This window comes from Micromonospora matsumotoense, assembly GCF_050951065.1.
Lineage (GTDB): Bacteria > Actinomycetota > Actinomycetes > Mycobacteriales > Micromonosporaceae > Micromonospora > Micromonospora matsumotoensis.
Window position 1 is genome coordinate 848,347 of record NZ_CP192025.1, and the last position, 18,378, is coordinate 866,724.

At 73.5% G+C, this 18,378-nt stretch carries 14 protein-coding genes and 1 pseudogene; 9 read left to right on the forward strand and 6 right to left on the reverse strand.

Translation table 11 applies throughout. The features are described 5' to 3' along the window. Positions 1-34: 34 nt before the first annotated feature. The 3 genes from ACQP1S_RS04105 (at position 35) to ACQP1S_RS04115 (ending at position 2,893) form a co-directional block, all read left to right on the forward strand. Positions 35-745, forward strand: coding sequence for a cytidine deaminase (locus tag ACQP1S_RS04105; protein ID WP_432903143.1), 711 nt, complete (start codon positions 35-37; stop codon positions 743-745). 52 nt (positions 746-797) lie between these two features. Next, a complete protein-coding gene (locus tag ACQP1S_RS04110) occupies positions 798-2,078 on the forward strand; it encodes a thymidine phosphorylase (protein ID WP_432903146.1) in 1,281 nt (426 codons plus the stop codon). A gap of 134 nt (positions 2,079-2,212) precedes the next feature. Continuing rightward, positions 2,213-2,893: a DUF4272 domain-containing protein gene (locus ACQP1S_RS04115; protein ID WP_091252772.1), complete on the forward strand. Its 681-nt coding sequence runs from the start codon at positions 2,213-2,215 to the stop codon at positions 2,891-2,893. A gap of 91 nt (positions 2,894-2,984) precedes the next feature. Here the strand turns inward: ACQP1S_RS04115 and ACQP1S_RS04120 are convergent, their stop codons facing one another. Beyond that, complete coding sequence (locus tag ACQP1S_RS04120) at positions 2,985-4,055, reverse strand: putative RNA methyltransferase (RefSeq protein WP_432907777.1); 1,071 nt, start codon at positions 4,053-4,055, stop codon at positions 2,985-2,987. Positions 4,056-4,331: 276 nt separating this feature from the next. Here ACQP1S_RS04120 and ACQP1S_RS04125 point away from each other — a divergent pair, with 276 nt between their 5' ends. Then, entirely contained in the window at positions 4,332-5,408 is a 1,077-nt protein-coding gene (locus ACQP1S_RS04125) for an adenosine deaminase (protein WP_432903150.1), read from the forward strand. Between the two features lies 1 nt (position 5,409). On the opposite strand, the gene ACQP1S_RS04130 is transcribed toward ACQP1S_RS04125, so the two are convergent. Further along, positions 5,410-5,928, reverse strand: a complete 519-nt coding sequence (locus ACQP1S_RS04130) for an ATP-binding protein (RefSeq protein WP_432903153.1) — start codon at positions 5,926-5,928, stop codon at positions 5,410-5,412. Positions 5,929-6,205: 277 nt separating this feature from the next. Between ACQP1S_RS04130 and ACQP1S_RS04135 the strand changes: the two genes are divergently transcribed. The 4 genes from ACQP1S_RS04135 (at position 6,206) to ACQP1S_RS04150 (ending at position 11,311) form a co-directional block, all read left to right on the forward strand. After that, the gene (locus ACQP1S_RS04135) at positions 6,206-9,841 is read left to right on the forward strand and encodes a nitrate- and nitrite sensing domain-containing protein (protein ID WP_432903155.1); all 3,636 of its coding nucleotides are present in this window, start codon (positions 6,206-6,208) and stop codon (positions 9,839-9,841) included. After that, positions 9,838-10,242, forward strand: coding sequence for a roadblock/LC7 domain-containing protein (locus tag ACQP1S_RS04140; RefSeq protein WP_067304724.1), 405 nt, complete (start codon positions 9,838-9,840; stop codon positions 10,240-10,242). The genes ACQP1S_RS04135 and ACQP1S_RS04140 overlap by 4 nt, the downstream gene beginning before the upstream one ends. Before the next feature lie 96 nt (positions 10,243-10,338). Beyond that, complete coding sequence (locus ACQP1S_RS04145; protein WP_091252858.1) at positions 10,339-10,716, forward strand: DUF742 domain-containing protein; 378 nt, start codon at positions 10,339-10,341, stop codon at positions 10,714-10,716. Position 10,717: 1 nt separating this feature from the next. After that, entirely contained in the window at positions 10,718-11,311 is a 594-nt protein-coding gene (locus tag ACQP1S_RS04150; protein ID WP_088643912.1) for a GTP-binding protein, read from the forward strand. A gap of 247 nt (positions 11,312-11,558) precedes the next feature. On the opposite strand, the pseudogene ACQP1S_RS04155 reads toward ACQP1S_RS04150, so the two are convergent. Both ACQP1S_RS04155 and ACQP1S_RS04160 read right to left on the reverse strand, forming a co-directional pair. Then, a pseudogene (locus ACQP1S_RS04155) lies at positions 11,559-14,173 on the reverse strand (transposase). Between the two features lie 41 nt (positions 14,174-14,214). Beyond that, the gene (locus ACQP1S_RS04160; RefSeq protein WP_432903160.1) at positions 14,215-15,207 is read right to left on the reverse strand and encodes a DNA primase; all 993 of its coding nucleotides are present in this window, start codon (positions 15,205-15,207) and stop codon (positions 14,215-14,217) included. 140 nt (positions 15,208-15,347) lie between these two features. On the opposite strand from ACQP1S_RS04160, the gene ACQP1S_RS04165 reads away from it, so the two are divergent. Beyond that, a complete protein-coding gene (locus ACQP1S_RS04165) occupies positions 15,348-15,689 on the forward strand; it encodes a PadR family transcriptional regulator (protein WP_091252757.1) in 342 nt (113 codons plus the stop codon). Positions 15,690-15,709: 20 nt separating this feature from the next. Here ACQP1S_RS04165 and ACQP1S_RS04170 read toward each other — a convergent pair whose 3' ends face one another. After that, the gene (locus ACQP1S_RS04170) at positions 15,710-16,378 is read right to left on the reverse strand and encodes a permease prefix domain 1-containing protein (protein WP_432903163.1); all 669 of its coding nucleotides are present in this window, start codon (positions 16,376-16,378) and stop codon (positions 15,710-15,712) included. A gap of 121 nt (positions 16,379-16,499) precedes the next feature. Further along, entirely contained in the window at positions 16,500-18,344 is a 1,845-nt protein-coding gene (gene cydC, locus ACQP1S_RS04175; RefSeq protein ID WP_432903166.1) for a thiol reductant ABC exporter subunit CydC, read from the reverse strand. Positions 18,345-18,378 lie beyond the last annotated feature (34 nt).

Here is an 18,378-nt window from a genome sequence, read left to right on the forward strand (position 1 = left end):
CACCCGGGCGGGGTGACCTGGGCAGAATGAGGGGATGAGCGAGATCGACTGGGAGCGCCTGCGGGCCGCCGCCACCGAGGTGATGCGGCACGCCTACGTGCCGTACTCGAAGTTCCCGGTCGGCGCGGCGGCCCTGGTCGACGACGGCCGGGTGGTGGTCGGCTGCAACGTGGAGAACGCCGGCTACGGGGTGACCCTCTGCGCCGAGTGCGGGGTGGTCTCCGCGCTGCACGCCACCGGCGGCGGGCGGCTGGTCGCGATGTCCTGCGTCGACGCGACCGGTGAGCCGCTGATGCCGTGCGGCCGGTGCCGGCAACTGCTCTGGGAGAACGGTGGCCCGGAGTGCCTGGTCGAGTCGAGGACCGGCCCGCTGCGGATGGCGGAGCTGCTGCCGCACGCCTTCGACGTGGCCGACATCGAGGCGGTCGTGGGCGGGGCCCCGGTGCCGGTGGTGCCGGAGCGGCTGGCCGCCTGGCGGGGGCGGGGGACCGTCTTCGTGCACCCGGATCTCTCCGCCGGTCGGCAGGTCTGGACGGCGTACTGGGAGCGGTCGGCGGGGGACACCGACGAGACCGCTCCCGGGGTGCTGGAGGAGGGGCCGAGCTGGGGCCACCCGGCGGAGGCGATCACCTGGGGGTTGGCGCGTACGCCCAGGGTCGTGGTGGTGGACGCGGAGGGCACCATCTTCTGGGCCGGCGAGGGGGAGCCACCGCTGGAGATCCCGGTCCGCTGGGCCGCCTCCTGACCCCGCCGGGGGTCGCGCCGATTTCTGCAACGACTTCAGAGGGAACTCAACGGTGAGTGCTTTTACCGCGGTCGACGTCATCCGGGCCAAGCGTGACGGGGGTGTGCTGAGCGACGGCCAGATCGACTGGGTGGTCGACGCGTACACCCGGGGGTTGGTGGCCGACGAGCAGATGTCCGCGCTGGCCATGGCGATCCTGCTGCGCGGCATGACGACGCCGGAGATCGCCCGGTGGACCGCCGCGATGATCGCCAGCGGGGAGCGGCTGGACCTCTCGGCGGTGGCCCGGCCGACCGTCGACAAACACTCCACCGGCGGGGTCGGCGACAAGATCACGCTGCCGCTCACCCCGCTGGTGGCGGCCTGCGGCGGTGCGGTGCCGCAGCTCTCCGGCCGGGGGCTCGGGCACACCGGCGGCACCCTCGACAAGCTGGAGTCGATCCCCGGCTGGCGGGCGGCGCTGAGCAACGACGAGTTCATCGCCCAACTGCGTGACGTCGGCGCGGTCATCTGCGCGGCCGGTGCCGCCCTCGCCCCGGCCGACCGCAAGCTGTACGCGCTGCGCGACGTCACCGGCACCGTGGAGGCGATCCCGTTGATCGCCAGCTCGATCATGAGCAAGAAGATCGCCGAGGGCACCGGTGCGCTGGTCCTCGACGTCAAGGTCGGCTCCGGGGCGTTCATGAAGAACGTGGCCGACGCCCGCGAACTGGCCCGGACCATGGTGGCGCTCGGCGACGCCCACGGCGTGCGGACGGTGGCCCTGCTCACCGACATGTCCACCCCGCTCGGCCTGACCGTCGGCAACGCGATCGAGGTGACCGAGTCGGTGCAGGTGCTGGCCGGCGGTGGCCCGGCCGACGTGGTGGAACTGACCCTGGCGCTGGCCCGGGAGATGCTCGACGCGGCCGGCCTGCCCGACGCCGACCCGGCCGCCGCGCTGCGTGACGGGCGGGCGATGGACGCCTGGCGGGCGATGGTCCGTGCCCAGGGCGGTGAGCCGGACGCCCCGCTGCCCACCGCCCACGAGACCGAGGTGGTCCGCGCCGACACCGACGGCTACGTCGAGTCGGTCGACGCGTACGCCATCGGGGTGGCCGCGTGGCGACTCGGCGCCGGTCGGGCCCGCAAGGAGGACCCGGTCAGCGCCGCCGCCGGGGTGGTGCTGCACAAGCGCCCCGGCGATCCGGTGCGGGTCGGCGAACCGCTGTACGAGCTGCGCGCCGACGACGCGACCCGGCTGCCGGCGGCGGCCGCGGAGGCCGCCCGTGCGGTGCGGGTGTCGACCGTCGCGCCGACGACGTCGCCGCTGGTCATCGAGCGGATCGGCTGAAAGTTCGCACCACCGGCGACCGGTCGACCGACGGGGGTCGGCCGGCATGGTGCCGGTCGCAACGGAACGCTATCCTCCCTGGTCAGGGGGACCGAACGGCGGTATCGCCGCGTGAGCAGACAGGGAATCCGATCGTGCTGGTAGCCGCGCCCGATCCCCGGGAGGTCCGCGAGGCGAGCCTCGACGAGTTGTCCCGGCTGCGTCTGCCCCTGCCACCGACCCAGTTTCCCCTGGTCTGGGAGCCGGGTGACGAGATCGAACTGCGGCCCACCGTGGAGATCGAGGCCCGCATCGCCGTGCTGCACCTGATCCTGGCCCGCTGCTTCGGGATGCCGGCGCAGACCGCGATGAGCTGGCTGCTCGACTCCCACCTGGTCGACATGGTGACCCCGCCCGAGTGGCAGTTCGTGGTGGGCGGCAAGGGCGACCACCGCTCGTTCGTCCTGCACCACGACGCGCTCTTCTCGCTGTCCTGGGTGCTGGGCCTGAGCAAGCAGCTCGACCCGACCATCCCGGTGGACGAACGGCTGGTGGAGCGGATGCCGTACCTCGCCGGTGGGGAGACCTTCGGCCAGTGGCGGGCCCGCATCCTGGCCGCCCCGCAGCACCCGGCGGACGCCGCCGCCCTGCTCGACCTGCACTACTGCCTGGACTGGGCGTACCTGGAGGTGGAGAAGTCGGGTCAGCGGCTGCCCGGCCTGGTGGACGCGAACGCGATCGGCCAGCGCCGGTGGGCGTTGGAGTGGGCGGTGATGCTGCGCGGGCCGTACCACGACGAGCCGCCGGGCTGGGAAGAGGTCGACCTCTCCACCTGAGCCGGCGGAGGGCCTTCGTGGCCCGACGACCGGCCGGTCCCCCCGTCACGTCGTGGTCGACCGGGTCGTCCCGTGCCCGGTGACGCCGTGGTCAGCGGGGTCGCCAGGCGGTGAGGCGTACCGAGGCGGTCACGGTGACCGGGGTGGGCAGTGCCTCGATCGCGGCGGCGAGCCGCAGCGGGTCGGTGTGCCAGGCGCTCGGCCCCATCCCGACCAGGGTGGCCACCTCGGCCCGGTCGAGGGTGAGCCGGGCGGTGTGCACGGCGGTGCGTTCCGGCGTGAACTGCCCGGCGAGGCTGTCGGCGACCCGGTCGGCCTTGGCCGGGTCGACCCGCAGCAGCCCGAGCACGTCGACCAACTCGGCGAGGTGGGCGTCGGTGGGCGTGACCACCAGCAGCGCCCCGGCCGGGTGGAGCACCCGGTGGAACTCGACGCCGTTGCGCGGGGCGAAGACGTTGAGCAGCACGGCGACCGACCGGTCGGCCAGCGGCAGCTGCTGCCAGGTGTCGGCGAGCGCGGCGGCGGCCCGGGGATGGGCGCGGGCGGCGCGGCGCAGCGCCGGCTTGGCGACGTCCAGGGCCAGACCGACGGCGTCGGGCAGCGCCGCCAGCACCGCCGCGAGGTGCCACCCGGTGCCCGCCCCGGCATCCACCACCAGCGGGTACGCCCCGAAGCGCGCCTCCGCCTGGCGGTCCGCGCTCCCGTTCGCCTCCACCGGTCCGCCCACCTGCGCCGCACCGGTCGTCTCCGCATGTTGGCCCGCCTGCGCCGGCTCGGTCGCTGCTGCTGGTCCGGTCGTCTCTGTCGATCCGGTGGTTGCTGTCGGTCGGCTTGTCTCTGTCGGTCCGCTTGTCTCTGTCGGTCCGCTTGTCTCTGTCGGTACGGTCGCCTGCGTCGGTCCGTTCGGCGCGGCCAGGGCGGATGACGCCGCCTCGGCCAGGGCGGACGAGATCACGTCGTAGTGCCCGGCGGCCAGGAAGTCGGCTCGGGCGGCGACCATCTCGGCGGTGTCCCCGACGTGCGGGGCGCGGCCGGTGAGCAGGTTGACGTACCCCTGCCGGGCCAGGTCGAAGCTGTGCTGGCGGGGGCAGCGCAACGCGCGGGTGTCGGTGGCGGCGGCCAGCGGCTGGGCGCAGACCGGGCAGCGCAGCCGGGCGACGATCTGCGGGTGCGTCGCGTCGACGGGTTGCTCGGACGGGTGCGGCGCGGTCACCCGCAGCAGCCTACGGCGCGGGCCGGTCGGGTCGGTGGTGTGTCTGATCAACTCAAGTGTGTCGCTGTAGCGGTATCCGTTCGCGTCGACACCGCCATGTCGGCGATGTGGCGAGCCGAGCCAGCCCGGCACGCAGGTCGGGCACGCGGGTCGTCGGGCACGCGGGTCGGCGGGTCGGTGCGAGCCTGATCGCCAGCCGTCGGGGCGCGTGACTAGGGTCGGGGGATGGTCGCAATCCGATACGAGGACATCGTCAAGGTCCCGAAGGCGCTGCTGCACGATCACCTCGACGGCGGCCTGCGGCCGGCGACGGTCGTCGAGTTGGCCGCTGAGGTGGGTCACGAGCTGCCCAGCACCGACCCCGAGGCGCTCGGCCGGTGGTTCGCCGAGGCGGCGCACTCCGGTTCGTTGGAGCGCTACCTGGAGACGTTCGCGCACACCGTCGCGGTCATGCAGACCGCCCCGGCGCTGCGTCGGGTGGCCCGCGAGTGCGCGCTCGACCTGGCCGCCGACGGCGTCGTGTACGCCGAGGTCCGGTTCGCCCCCGAGCAGCACCTGGAGCAGAACCTCACCCTGGACGAGGTGGTCGAGGCGGTCGTCGCCGGTTTCGTCGAAGGCAGCGCGGAGGCTGCCGCGGCGGGCACCCCGATCCGGGTCGGCACCCTGCTCACCGCGATGCGGCACGCCGCCCGGTCGCAGGAGATCGCCGAGCTGGCCGTCCGGCACCGGGACGCCGGGGTGGTGGGTTTCGACATCGCCGGTGCGGAGGCGGGCTTCCCGCCCACCCGGCACCTGGACGCCTTCGAATACCTCCAGCGGGAGAACTTCCACTTCACCATCCACGCCGGCGAGGCGTTCGGGCTGCCGTCGATCTGGCAGGCGATCCAGTGGTGCGGGGCGGACCGGCTCGGCCACGGGGTGCGGATCGTGGATGACATCACCCCCGGCCCGGTGCCGACGCTCGGCCGGCTGGCCGCGTACGTGCGGGACAAGCGGATCCCGCTGGAGCTGTGCCCGTCGTCGAACGTGCAGACCGGGGCGGTGGCATCCATCGCCGACCACCCGATCGGACTGCTGCGGGAGCTGCGGTTCCGGGTGACGGTGAACACCGACAACCGGTTGATGAGCGGCACCTCGATGTCGCGCGAGATGGCGCTGCTGGTGGAGAACTTCGGCTACGGCTGGAACGAGCTCCAGTGGTTCACCGTCAACGCGATGAAGAGCGCCTTCATCCCGTTCGACGAGCGGTTGGCGATCATCGACGAGGTGATCAAGCCGGCGTACGCGAAGCTGATCGGCTGATTCACCGGTGCGGGTGGCCGGCTACCAGGTCGGCCACCCGGCGCAGGATCTCCCGGGCGTGGGCCGCCTCGGCGCCGAGGCCGGTCTGCCGGCGCAGCACCGCCGGTTCGGCGCGCAGCAGCGCCACCCCGCGCCGGATCAGCACCTTCGGTGCCTTGCGCTGCTCGGACAGGTCCCGGGCCAGCCGGCGGACGAAGGTCGCCCCGCGCGGCCGACGCAGCGCGTACGCCCCGGCGAGCAGCCCCCGACGGCGGCACTCCTCGACAATCTCGGCGGCGAAAATCCCTTCGGCGATGAAAAGTGGCGATCCGGTCACTTCGAATGGCCGGGTGGCCACCCGACGATCCGCACCGATCGCATAGACGGGCACATCGGCCCGACCCTGCTGGGCCAGTTGGTCAATTGTCTCCACGGCCGTTCCCGCGTCCCACGACTCGGGCGCGTCCCAGTCGACCAGTCCGTTCTGTCGCGGCAACGTAGGGTCATCACCGTTCTTGTAGAAGTCGTCCAGACAGAGCACGGGAAGGCCGGTTCGTTGGGCTATGTACGACTTTCCGGACCCGGAGGGCCCGGCGAGGAGGACAACGCGGTGGCGATATTCCATTACTTTGAGTGACTCCGGAAAGACGGATTGCGATCAAATTGCATCAACATCTCATCACACCTCCGGTGACCGACAACCTGGGCTTTCTCTTTCAGGGGAGGCGTGATGGAATCTCGGAGGTCCGACCCGCCGGGTCGGTTGCTGGGCGTTGCCCGTGGCAACGCGGAGACGCTGGAATCGCGAGGGCGGTGACGTGAGCAAACGGCCAACGACGGCGGGCTCCTTCCTGTCGCGTCTGCGTCGGCCAGCCGGCCGGCTCCGCGACATGCCGATCTGGTCCAAGCTCGGCCTGATCATGATCGTGCCGACCATCGCCACGGTCGTCGTGGGTACCAGCGGGCTGGTGGACCACCTGCAGATGCTCAACAACGCCAACCGGGCAGGTGACCTGGCCAATCTGGTGGGTTACTCCGGTGACCTGGTCAACACCCTCCAGGACGAGCGCACCAACGCCGTGCTGCTGCTCGGCTCGCCCAAGGGGCAGGCCCGTGCGCAATACCAGGAGGCGTACAACCGGGTCAACCAGCGGGTCGACCAGTCGAAGACGCCCTACTCGCAGCAGCGCGGCGAGATCGAGGGCCTGCCGGCGACCCTGGAGACGCAGCTCGACCGGATCGACGGCGACCTGTCGGAGATGCCCGGCATCCGGAGTCAGGTCTACAACGGCAAGCTCCGGCTCAGCGAGGCGGTCAGCCGGTACACCGGTCTGATCAACAATCTGATCACCATCCGTGACTCGGCCACCCAGCTCGCCGGCGACAACGACCTGAGCGACCAGATGCGGGCCGCCGCGGCGATGGCCCGCGCCAAGGAGTACGCCTCCGTCCGCCGGATCGCGGTCCACCAGGTGCTGCTGCAGAAGGCGTACACGCCCGCCCTGCGGGAGCTGTACATCTCCAGCAACACCGGTGAGCAGCAGGCCCTGCAGAGCTTCCAGGCGGTGGCCAGCCGCGCCGAGCGCGAGTTCCAGGACCAGACCATCTCCGGTTCGGACCGACGCCAGGCGGACATCTACGCCGGTCAGGTCAGCGCGCTGAACAGCGACAAGCTGGACGGCCTCACCTTCAGTACCGACCAGTGGGACGCGGCCATGGTCGCGTACGCCCAGCTCAACCGGGCCGTGGAGGTGCGACTCGACAGCGACGTCGTGGCCAAGGCCGACGAACTGCGCTCCGACGTGCAGCGTCAGGTCTTCCTGGAGACCGGCCTGCTGCTCAGCATGCTGCTGCTGGCGATCCTCTTCGCCTACCTGGTCGCCCGGTCGATGGCCCGCTCGCTGCGCGAGCTGCGCCAGGGTGCGCTGTCCATCGCCCAGTTCGGCCTTCCGCAGGCGGTGGCCCGGCTGCGGGACCCGCAGTTCACCGGCCAGCAGTCCCCGGCGCAGTTGGCCAACCAGATCGCCGAGCCGCTGCCGGTCCGCAGCCGGGACGAGTTCGGCCAGGTGACCGAGGCGTTCAACGCCGTCCACCTGGAGGCCGTCCGGACCGCCGCCGAGCAGGCGGCGCTCCGCTCCTCGGTCGCGACGATGTTCGTCAACCTCGCCCGCCGTTCGCAGATCCTGGTCGACCGGCTGATCGGCCACCTCGACCGGCTGGAGCGCGGCGAGGAGGACCCGGACCGCCTGGCCGAGCTGTTCCAGCTCGACCACCTGGCCACCCGGATGCGCCGCAACGACGAGAACCTGCTGGTCCTCGCCGGGGCCGACTCCACCCGGGTGCAGCGCGAGCCGGCCGCCCTGATCGACGTGCTGCGCGCCGCCCAGTCCGAGGTCGAGCACTACACCCGGATCGAGTTCGGGGTCATCGACCGGGACATCGAGGTCTCCGCGCACGCGGTCAACGACCTGGTCCACCTGGTCGCCGAGCTGTTCGACAACGCGACCGCGTTCTCCCCGCCGGACTCCCAGGTGTTGGTCGAGGCCCGCCGGGTCGGCGACCGCGCGTCGCTCTACGTCGAGGACCGGGGCATCGGCATCAGCGCCGAGCAGTTGTCCGACCTCAACGAGCGGCTCGCCACCCCACCCCAGGTGGACGTGGCCGTCTCCCGCATGATGGGCCTGGTCGTGGTCGCCCGGCTGGCCTCCCGGCACGGCGTCAAGGTCGAGCTGCGACCCGGCACCGACCGGGGGACCGTGGCCGAGGTCGTCCTGCCCACCTCGGTGCTGGTGCCCCGCGCCCTCACCGGCCGGGCCCCGGGCACCCCTGGCCTGCCGGGCCCCGGCCCCCAGTTCGGCGGCGCCGCGCCGGCCTTCGGCGGCGGCACCCCGAGCTTCGGCGGCGCCGCCCCGGCCTTCGGTGGGTCCGGCGGCACCCCGACCTTCGGCGCGCTGCCCGCGCTCGGCAACGGCCAACCGCCGGCCCCCCGGCAGGGGGACTCCGGCAACCAGGTCACCTTCGGCGGCCGGCCCTTCGATCCGGCCGCCCCGCGCAACGGCTCCGTTTCCCCCGCCAACGGCGGACGCGGACTGCCCGCCTGGTCGGACCTCACCGGTGCCAGCGGAATCAACGGTGGCGACAGCTTCAACCCGCGTCCCACCAACGGGCAGTCGATCGATCCGCTGCCCCAGCGGCGGAGCACCGACGACCCGGACAGCACCGGCCAGCAGCCGATCATCCCGCGCCAGCTACCGAGCAGCCCCGAGGCCCGGCCCTACAGCTCCCCACCGGTCCCGCCGGTGTCGGCGCCACCGCTGCCGCCCTCGTACCCGGCCGCGCCGGTCTCCGGTCAGCCCGTCTCGGGTCAGCCGGTCTCCGGCTATCCGGTGTCCAGCCAGCCGGTCTCCGGCTATCCGGTGTCGGGTCAGCCCTCGTCGGGTTACCCGGTATCGGGTCAGCCCTCCACGGGGTACCCGGTGTCGGCGTCCCCGTACGCCGGTCACCCGGGCGCGCCGGTCTCCGGATCGCCCAGCGGTCCGCTGCCGGGCCGGCCCACCTCGGGCGGGGCCGCACCGGGTGCCGGCGCACCGCCGGCCTGGCCGCCGGTGGCCAACCCCGACCGCGACACGGCCACCCCGCCGGTCCCCGAGCGGCTTGCCGCCGCACTGGACATGACCACCGAGCTGCCCCGGGTGCCGCGCTCCGAGCCGACGCCGCCGGCCCCTCGGCAGCCGGTGACGCCACCGGTACGGGCCGCGCAGCCGGCTACCAACCGGCCGTTGACGCCGCAGCAGGCTCCTCAGCAGCGGTACGCGGACGAGACGATGGAACTGCCGATCTTCCGAGAACTCGAGTCGGCCTGGTTCCGCACCCGCAAGCCAGGCCCGGACGAGGCAGCCGGTGCCAAGCAGTCGGTGACCAACGGCGCGGGGACCTCGCAGTCCGCCGTCGACACCGCCATCCACCCGGCCCAGTACACCGCACCAGGGACGACAGGCGGCGCACCGATGGCAGACACCGCGCCGGTCGGGGGCGTGCCGCGTGACAACGGGTCGACAGGCAACGGGGGTCTCCCCGGTCGCGGCGACGGCCCGGTGACCCGCCGCCCTGCCCCGCAGCCCACCGCCTGGCAGACCGCCGCCGACGACGGCTGGCGGGCAGCGGTGGCCGCCACCGAGGCGCCGGTGGCCGGAACCACCCAGACGGGCCTGCCGAAGCGGACGCCGATGGCGCAGCTCGTGCCAGGGGCGATCGAGAAGCCGACCACATCGGTGCAGCGACGTACGCCGGAGGCGGTCAGGGGTCTGCTCTCGGCCTACCATCGAGGTGTGCAACGCGGCCGGACCACCCCGGACAACCCCACCAACCCGGACGCGACTCCGGGCGGGCAGCAATCCTCGCCGTCTGGCTTCGGCCCGGCGCGCGGGAGCGGGCAGAAGGAGCAAGAAGGATGACAACTACGCAGGATCTTGGTTGGCTGCTGGCCAACTTCGCCGACCGGGTGCCGGGTGTCGCGCACGCGGTCGCGGTATCCGCCGACGGCCTGCTCCTCGCTTCGTCGCGCGACCTGCCCCGGGACCGGGCCGACCAGTTGGCCGCGATCGCGTCCGGCCTGGTCAGCCTGACCCAGGGTGCAGCCCGCTGCTTCGAGGGCGGGGCGGTGTTGCAGACCGTGGTCGAGATGGACAACGGCTTCCTGTTCCTGATGTCCATCTCGGACGGGTCGTCGTTCGCCGTGCTGGCCGCCCGTAGCTGTGACGTCGGTCAGGTCGGTTACGAGATGGCGTTGCTGGTCGACCGGGTGGGCGATGCGCTCACCCCGCAGGCTCGTACGGCTGTCGGGATGATGGGCTGACCGGGCTGACCACCTGGTCGGCGCGGGACAACGACAACAACGACGGGTTCCACCGGGTGAGAACCGGTGACGGGTGCGAAGGAGGTGAGCGGCGAGATGGTCGATCGTGACGAACCGACAGGTGCGTTGGTCCGGCCGTACGCCGTGACCCGTGGTCGTACCCGTCCCCGGCTCGACATCGCCCTGGAGGCGCTCGTCGAGACGACGGTGCGCGGTCGCGCTACTGCCGGCGGCAACGGCGGTCAGGGCCGGGAGCACCAGTACATCGCCGCGCTGTGTGACGGACGGGTGCAGTCGCTCGCGGAAATCGCGGCGCGGATGCAGCTCCCGCTGGGCGTGGCCCGGGTGCTCATCGCCGACATGGCGACGGACGGCCTGGTCGCGGTCCACGAGCCGACCATCTTGGACGACTCGGACGACGCGGTGGGCACTGAACTGCTGGAGAGGGTGCTGAGTGGACTTCGCAGGCTCTGACATGTCGCAGCGGCCGCCTGCCCCGAACGGGCGCGTGACGTCGGCGAAGATCGTTATCGCCGGTGGGTTCGGCGTCGGCAAGACGACGCTGGTCGGTTCGGTCTCGGAGATCACACCGCTGACCACCGAGGCCATCATGACTTCCGCCGGCGTGGGCGTCGACGACACCCGGCAGGTGCCGGGCAAGACGACGACCACGGTGGCGATGGACTTCGGCCGTATCTCGATCGATCGGGATCTGATTCTGTACCTGTTCGGTACACCCGGTCAGACGCGGTTCTGGTTCATGTGGGACGAACTGGTCCGGGGTGCCATCGGTGCCGTGGTCCTGGTCGACACCCGCCGGTTGGCCGACTGTTTCGCGGCGATCGACTTCTTCGAGCACCGGCGGCTGCCGTACCTGGTGGCCATCAACTGCTTCGACGGGATGCAGTACCACGACCCGCAGGACGTCCGGGACGCGCTGGCGATCTCGACCGACGTGCCGGTGGTGGCCTGCGACGCCCGTAACCGGGAATCGACCAAGCACGTGCTGATCTCGCTGGTCGAGTACGTGCTCACCATGCGCCGGTCGCGCGCGGTCGCGCCGGCCTGATCGACTCCGACGCGCCCGGTGGCGGCTCCGGCCGTGACCGGGCGCGTTTGCGTTCCTCGGTCACGGCCCGCCGCACCGGCCGGTAGCCGGTGAGGAAGCGTCCCGCCGCTGTGCTCGTGCGGCCGCTGAGGGCCACCTGGGCGGGGTCAATGCGCTGTAGTGATCACCGGGGGGAGTGCCGTCCCCGGTGCAACGACACTGGCCCGGCCGGAAGAACCGGACCGGGCCAGGCGAAACCGTCAGACTGTCAGGACCGGTATCCGGCGGAGCGGAACTCGTACTCCCGATCGTCTTCCCGCTCGGTCGGGTCGCGGCTGAAGTCCCAGCCGCCAGCGGCCTCACGTCCCGGCCGGCCGCCAACGGCGAAACCGCCGATCTCCTGCCCACGACGCCAGCCACGGAAGTAGCCGGTGGTGTTCTCGGCGAGGCTCGCGGCGTCCCGGACGATCCGCAGCGGACGCTCCTCGCGCAGCGGCGAGCCGGGAACCAGGTTGGCCTGGGGGACCCGCTTGGGCAGCCCGGCCGAGGTTTCCGCGCCGACCGCCGGCTGGGCCACCTTTTCCGCGGCCTGCCACCCGGTGTCCGCGGTGGACGACCACTCCAGGTCATTCTCGTCGCCGTGCCCGACGAACCACGCCGACTTGGCCTGGGCGAAGATCAGCAGGTCGCCATCGCCCTCGTCGGAGACCGGTGGCGGGCGGTGCTCCATCGGCGCGGGACGACGTTCGGCCGGCTCCGGTCGCCGCTCCAGGCTCGGCCGCTCGCTGCGCGTCGGCCGCTCGGAGCGGTCGAGGAGCTCCGACCGCTCGGGTCGGTCAAGACGCTCGGGTCGGTCAAGGCGCTCCGGCCGCTCCAGGCGCGCCGGCCGCTCGACCCGGGTCGGGCGGTCCAGATGTTCCGCCCGCTCGGGGCGCTCGGGCCGGTCGAGGCGCTCCGGACGGTCGGGCCGGGTGGCCCGTCCGGGGCGGCCGGCCTCATCCCGGTCGACCAACCGCAGAGGGGGCGTGTCGAGGTGCGGATCGGCCGCGGCGTCCAGCCCGCCCCGCAACGCCCGGTCGGCCAGCGGCGGCGGCTCCACCAGCCGCAACATCGGCGGTTCCTGGGGCAGGTCGTCGGCCAGCCAGGGCGGGGTGATCCGACGGCCGGCACCCGGGTCGGCGGGGGCGTCAGCCGATCGACCGGCCCGCTCACCGTACGCCGGCACGACCGGGTTGGTGGCGGAGCTGTCGGCCGGGTTCTCGGGGTTGTTGACCAGCGGCCAGTTCGCCCGCGAACCCGGCGGGGCGGTCGGCTCCGGCTCGGGCCGGGAGAGCGGCACCGGGACGTTCAGGTCGGTCGCGCTGAATCCACCGGTGGGCGTCGAGAGCGCACCACTGGTCTTCGGCCGGGGTGGGATCACGGTGCGCTGCCGCTCGGCGCGGGCGTTGTTGATCGCGGCGGTGGTCAGCGTCGGCCGGAACGGCTCACCGGCCTCGGCAGGTGGCACGTTGCCGCGCTGCGCCGGGGCGATCGGGGTGATCCCCGGAGGGGGCGGTGGTGGGGCCGAGACCGGCCGGTTCGCCGGAGCATCCATCCCGCGCCGGATCGGCGGGATCATGGTGGTCGGCGCGTCCGACCCGGGTCGGCCCGGCGGCATGCCCTGGTCTGCCCGTGCGGGCGGCGTCGAGGTCGGCAGACCGGCGGCGGCGGCCGGGGTCACCGGCCGGGGGGCCACCGGCGGTGGAGCGATCGGGGCGGGGGCCACCGGCGGCGGGCCGAGCGGTCGCGGCGCGGTCGGCATCGCCCCACCGGGGACCGGCTCGGGACGGCTACGTCGCCCGGTCGGGACCGGTGGTGCCGGCTCGGGGGCCGGACCGGGCGCAGGCCCGTGCCGGTGCCACTGATGCCGGTCAGCTCGCCGACCTGCTCGCCCCGGCGGGCGGCGGCCCGGCGGCCCGGCAGCGGGCTCGGGGCGCTGACCCGGCTGCTGAGCGCGCCCACCAGGGCCTCGCAGCCGGCGTCACAGGCGCGTACCGCGGCGACCGACTGCCGGACGGTCTCGGCGACGGCGGAGGTGAGCGCCCGGTTGACGGTCGCCCGGCGCGGAGTCTCGGAGATGGCGACCCGTAGGGCGGTGACCGCCGCCTCGATCTCCCCGGCCTCAGCCACCCCGTCGGCGGTGAGGTGTGCGGCGACCGCCTCGGCGGCGACGGACATGTCGCGGCCCCGGGCCGACGTGCCGCCGAGCATGTTCGGCTCGGGCAGTGCGTCGAGGACGGCCAACGCCACCGGATCGGCCGGGTCCGGGTACGCCCGCAGGGCGGCCGGGTAGAGCTCGCGGAGCACCTCGCGCAGTGCCACGGCGGCGGAGTGCCGACCACTGGACAGGGCAGCGTGTGCGGCGAGAACCTGCTTGAAGCCGGCCAGGTCCCGGGGAGCCGGCAGGGTGACCGCGGAGAGCGCGCCGGCCTGGAGGGCGCGGGCCAGGCCCACCGCCCGCCGTTCAGCCGGCGCGGACTGCATCTCCTCCAGGGAGTCGTCGTCGGCGAACCGCTCGGCGAAGTCGTCGACCGAGTCGTCGTCGGCGATCGCCAGTGGACGGCCGGCCGCACTCAGCAGCGAGGTGACCGTGTGGTCGTCGCTGTCGGCCGCGATCGCCGCGCCGCTCGGCCCGCCCGACCGTTCCACGAGCAGCGTGACGAGCTGGGCGTAGCCCGCCGCGTCGTCACTGATCTCGTAGACGTGCAGCAGACGGCCTGCGTCGTCGACCACGGCGGACGTCAACGTCGATCCGGCCGAGGTCGGTCGGTCGGCCGGATCTGCCGAGGCCAGACCGCAGTACACGCGCACGAGCGCCACGGCGTCGTCCTCCCTCCGGGACACAGGTCTATTCTCTGCCAGCCACTGATGCTCCCCGTTCGGGGTCAGTCGCGCCAGTCCACGACGGCAGAGATCTTGCCGACAATGGTGCGCCATCCCAAGCTTGCGGTCTGGGCACCGATTTTCTTCAGCCGCCTACGGCCGAGAAATCCACCGACTCCGCCGTTGACAGAAGCGCGCAGCGCCTCGTCGAGATCGTCCAGGCTGGATCCGGCCGAGAGCATGTCCAGCACGGCCGGTAGCCGCAGTGCGTACGACAGGTCACGGGCGACCTCGCCGGCCTCGATCAGCAGGGTGGGGTCCCACGTGTCGTGCCCACCGCGCAGGTTCTCCACGACCAGGTCGAGCTCGTAGGTGTCCTCGTCGCGCGGGGCGATGTCGGTCGGCTCCACCCGTTCGGACAGTTCATTCCAACCGTCCAGTTGAGACAGGTCGTTGGGTGCCCCGGAGCGGATGAAACTGACCAGCGACTCGGGCGTCTTGAACAGCAGCAGCCGGCCCTTGTGGGTCAGGAAGACCGGCACCTCCTCGTCGCCGTCGGCGTCCTCGTCGGCGTCCGCGGCGTCCTCGTCGGCATCGGCATCCGCGTCGGCGTCGGGCGTGTCGGTGTCGGTGCTGCCCTTGCCGCCGGCGCGCTTGCCGTCGGTCCCGCCCTTCCGGTCGGCGTCGTCCTCGGTCTCGTCCTCGGCCGAGAGCGCGGCGAACTCCTCGTCGAGGATCACCACCTCCTCGTCGTCCTCGGTCTCGGCGACCTGACGTCGGGCCAGGAAGGGGTCGTCCTCGTCGCGCTCGGCGACGTCCGTCGGGGTCAGCTCACGCGCCGCCCGGTACGCCCGAAGCGTGAAGCCGGTGCCGGCGGGCAGGGCGATCTCGACCGGATCGATGCTCAGCTCGTCCCAGAGCGAGCGGTCGGCCGGGCCGGGCTCCACGTCGGGCCCGGCCGGCCCGTCGGTGTCGCCGAGCGCGGGTTCGTCGGCGTCGGGCCGTTGGGGCGACTGGCGGGCCACGCTGACCTCCGTGTGCGTCGGGTTACCCACTCGGCGGCACTGCGGTCGCCGAGTGACTCTGGGCACATACCCTAATGGGCGGCCGGGCATGGGCCGACCCCGCACCCCGACGGCGGCCGGAACGCGTGCCCACTGGTGGTCCGGGCGGCAGACAAGTAGCGTAGCTACGCATGAAGGCTCAGGCGCTGCACGGCCACCTCGACGCCCTGCTGCTGGCCGTGCTGGAGCAGGGGGAACTGCACGGCTACGCGGTCATCGAGGCGCTGCGCGCCCGCAGCTCGGGCCAGCTGGATCTGCCCACCGGCACCATCTACCCGGCGTTGCGTCGGCTGGAGCGGGCCGGTCACGTGGCCAGCTCCTGGAGCACGGTCAACGGTCGGGAGCGGCGTACGTACCGGCTCACCGAATCCGGGCGGGCCTCGCTGGCCGGCGAGCGGGCCGGCTGGCGCGAGTTCAGCGCCACCGTCGGCCGGTTCCTCGACCCCGCCGGCCCGCCCGCCGCGCCCGCCTGACCCCGCGTCACCGGTGTGCGTCAGCGGGCGGCGACCAGCCACGAGCGGGAGGCCCGGAAGAGCGCGAAGTGGGCGGCGCCGGCCAGCACCGCCCCGATGATCATCGGGGGCCAGGTCAGGGCGGCGTCCCACAGCGCGACCGACCAGGCGAAGAGCGCCACCCCGGCCACCGCACCGACGGCCAGTGCCCCGGTCAGTCCCCAGCCGAGCAGCCGGCCCACCGTCGTGGCGGCCCGGCCCCGACGGGCCGCCCAGGCCCCGAACGACAGGGCGGCCAGCGCCATCCCGGCCACGACCAGCCAGATGCCGTTCATCGATCCGGCGAGCAGCTGGTAACCGGCCGGTGGTGGCGGCCCGCCGCTCCAGCTCGACCCCCGCCAGGTCAGGTCACCGCCGGCCGTCAGCAGGACGGCGATCACCAGCGCCCGCCGGGACAGCCCGCGCAGCGCCCCGGCGGCCAACTCCGCCTGGTACGCCGGAGCCAGCTCCGCCGGCGTACCGAAGTCGGCCACGGCCCGCCGCTCGGCGTCCCGCGCCGGCAGGCCGGCTTCCCGGTACGCCTCGGTGGCGTCGTCCAGCGAGTCCCGTACCTCGCGGATCAGTTCGGTCCTGAGCCGGGCCGGGCCGCGCAGCCGGGACTCCAGCTCCCGCAGCCGCTCGTCGATCCCTACCTCGTCGCAGGCGCGCATGGCACCACCCTGCCACGGCCCGACGTGCCCGCGCGTCGGGGAGATTCCCGGACCCGGGCCCCGGTGTGGATCGGGGGCCGGACCGCGATCCAGGCCCCGGCTGCCGGGGCGGGACCCGGTGTCAGGGAGTCAGTGCCAGGTATCCGCGCTCGGCCGCCTCCTGGAGCACCCACTGGTCCCGGTACCAGCCGGGGGCGGTGACCAGATCGGTGTGCCGCCCCCGCTGGACGATCCGGCCGGCGTCCAGGACCACGACCTCGTCCATCCCGGCCAGGCCGCTGAGCCGGTGGCTGATCAGCAGCACCGAACGCCCGGCGGGAGTCGCTGCCAGCACCCCGGCGAGCACCGTGTCGGCGGCGACCGGGTCGAGGCCCTCGGTCGGCTCGTCCAGCACCAGTACGCCGGGGGCGGCGAGCAGTGCCCGGGCCAGCGCGAGCCGCTGCCGCTGTCCACCGGAGAGCTGACCGCCCTCCTCGCCGACCAGGGTGTCCCAGCCGTCCGGCTGCTCCCGTACCCAGTCCAGCAGGCCGGCGGCGCGCATCGCGGCGGACAGCTCCGCCTCGTCCGCGTCCGGCCGGCCGAGCAGCAGGTTCTCCCGCACCGAGGCATGGAAGACGTACGCCTCGGCGAGCAGGCCACCGATCGCCCGGGGCAGTTCCTCGGGCGGGTACGCCGACACGTCCCGGTCCGCGAGGGTCACCCGGCCGGCGTCGGGACGTACCGCTCCGGTCAGCACCGCGGCCAGGGTGCTCTTGCCGGCGCCACTCGGTCCGACGACCGCGATCCGACGTCCGGCGGGCAGGTCGAGGTCGAATCCGGCCAGTGCGGGTGCGGCACCCTCCCGGTACCGGACGACGACCCCGTCGAACCGCACGTCGCGCGCCACCGCCCCCGCGCTCCCCGGGCCACCACCGTCCACCGGGCGACCACCGTCCACCGGGCCACCGCCGTCCACCGGGCCACCGCTCACCACCGGGCCAGCGGCCTGCACCGGGCTGGTCTCGGGGGTGGGTTCGTCGAGCAGGGCGGCGACCCGGGACAGGCCGGCGCGGAGCTGGGTCCGTTGCCGCGCCGCGCCGACCAGCGCCAACGCGATCTCCACCGCGGCGAGGGTGCCGACGGCGAGCACGCCCACCAGCACCCCGGCCACGTCGGCGCGGAGCGCGGTGAGCACCACCCCGGCCGCGGTCAGCCCGGCCACCAGCACCCCGGCCGCGTCCACCGCGAAGCCGGTCGCGGCGAGCCGGCGTTCCAGTCGGGCCAACCGGTCGGCACGGCGGGTCGCGGCCCGCAGCGCCTGGCCGGTGGCCCCGAAGGCGGCCAGGTCGGCGGCACCGTGGGTGAGGTCGATGGCATCGGTGGCGAGCGCCCCGCGCAGCGGCGCCACCTCGTCGGCGGCCCGTCGGGTCAGCGCGGTCGCCAGCACCGGCAGCGCCACCCCGGCGACCAGCAGGCCGACCGCGAGCACCCCGGCCGAGGGCAGCGAGATCAGCGCGGCCCCACCGACGGCCAGCACCCCGACCAGGGCGGCTGCCGCCCCGGGCACGAGCACCCGGAGCAGGAGGTCCTGAACCGCCTCGACGTCGGAGACCAGTCGGCTCAGGGCGTCCCCGGTGCGCTGGCCGGCCGGGGTGGGCCGGGCGGCGAGGGTGGCGAAGACCCGGGCACGGACGTCGGTGATCAGGCGCAGCACGGCATCGTGCCCGGCGAGCCGTTCGGTGTAGCGCAGCACGCCCCGGCTGACGGCCAGCGCCCGGACGGCGACGATGGCGACGGTGAGCCGGTCCAGCGGTGGCTGGCCGGCGGCGCTCATCAGCAGCCAGGTGGCGGTGGCCATCAGGGCCAGTCCGGCGAGTTCGGTGGCCGAGGCGAGCAGCCCGGCCCCCAGCAGCCGACCCAGGTACGGCCGGGCCAGTCGCAGCACCACCCGCTCGGGCCGGCCGGCAGGGGCGGAACCGGTGCTCACCGGCGGGCCTCCCCGGATGGGGAACGGGTCGGTG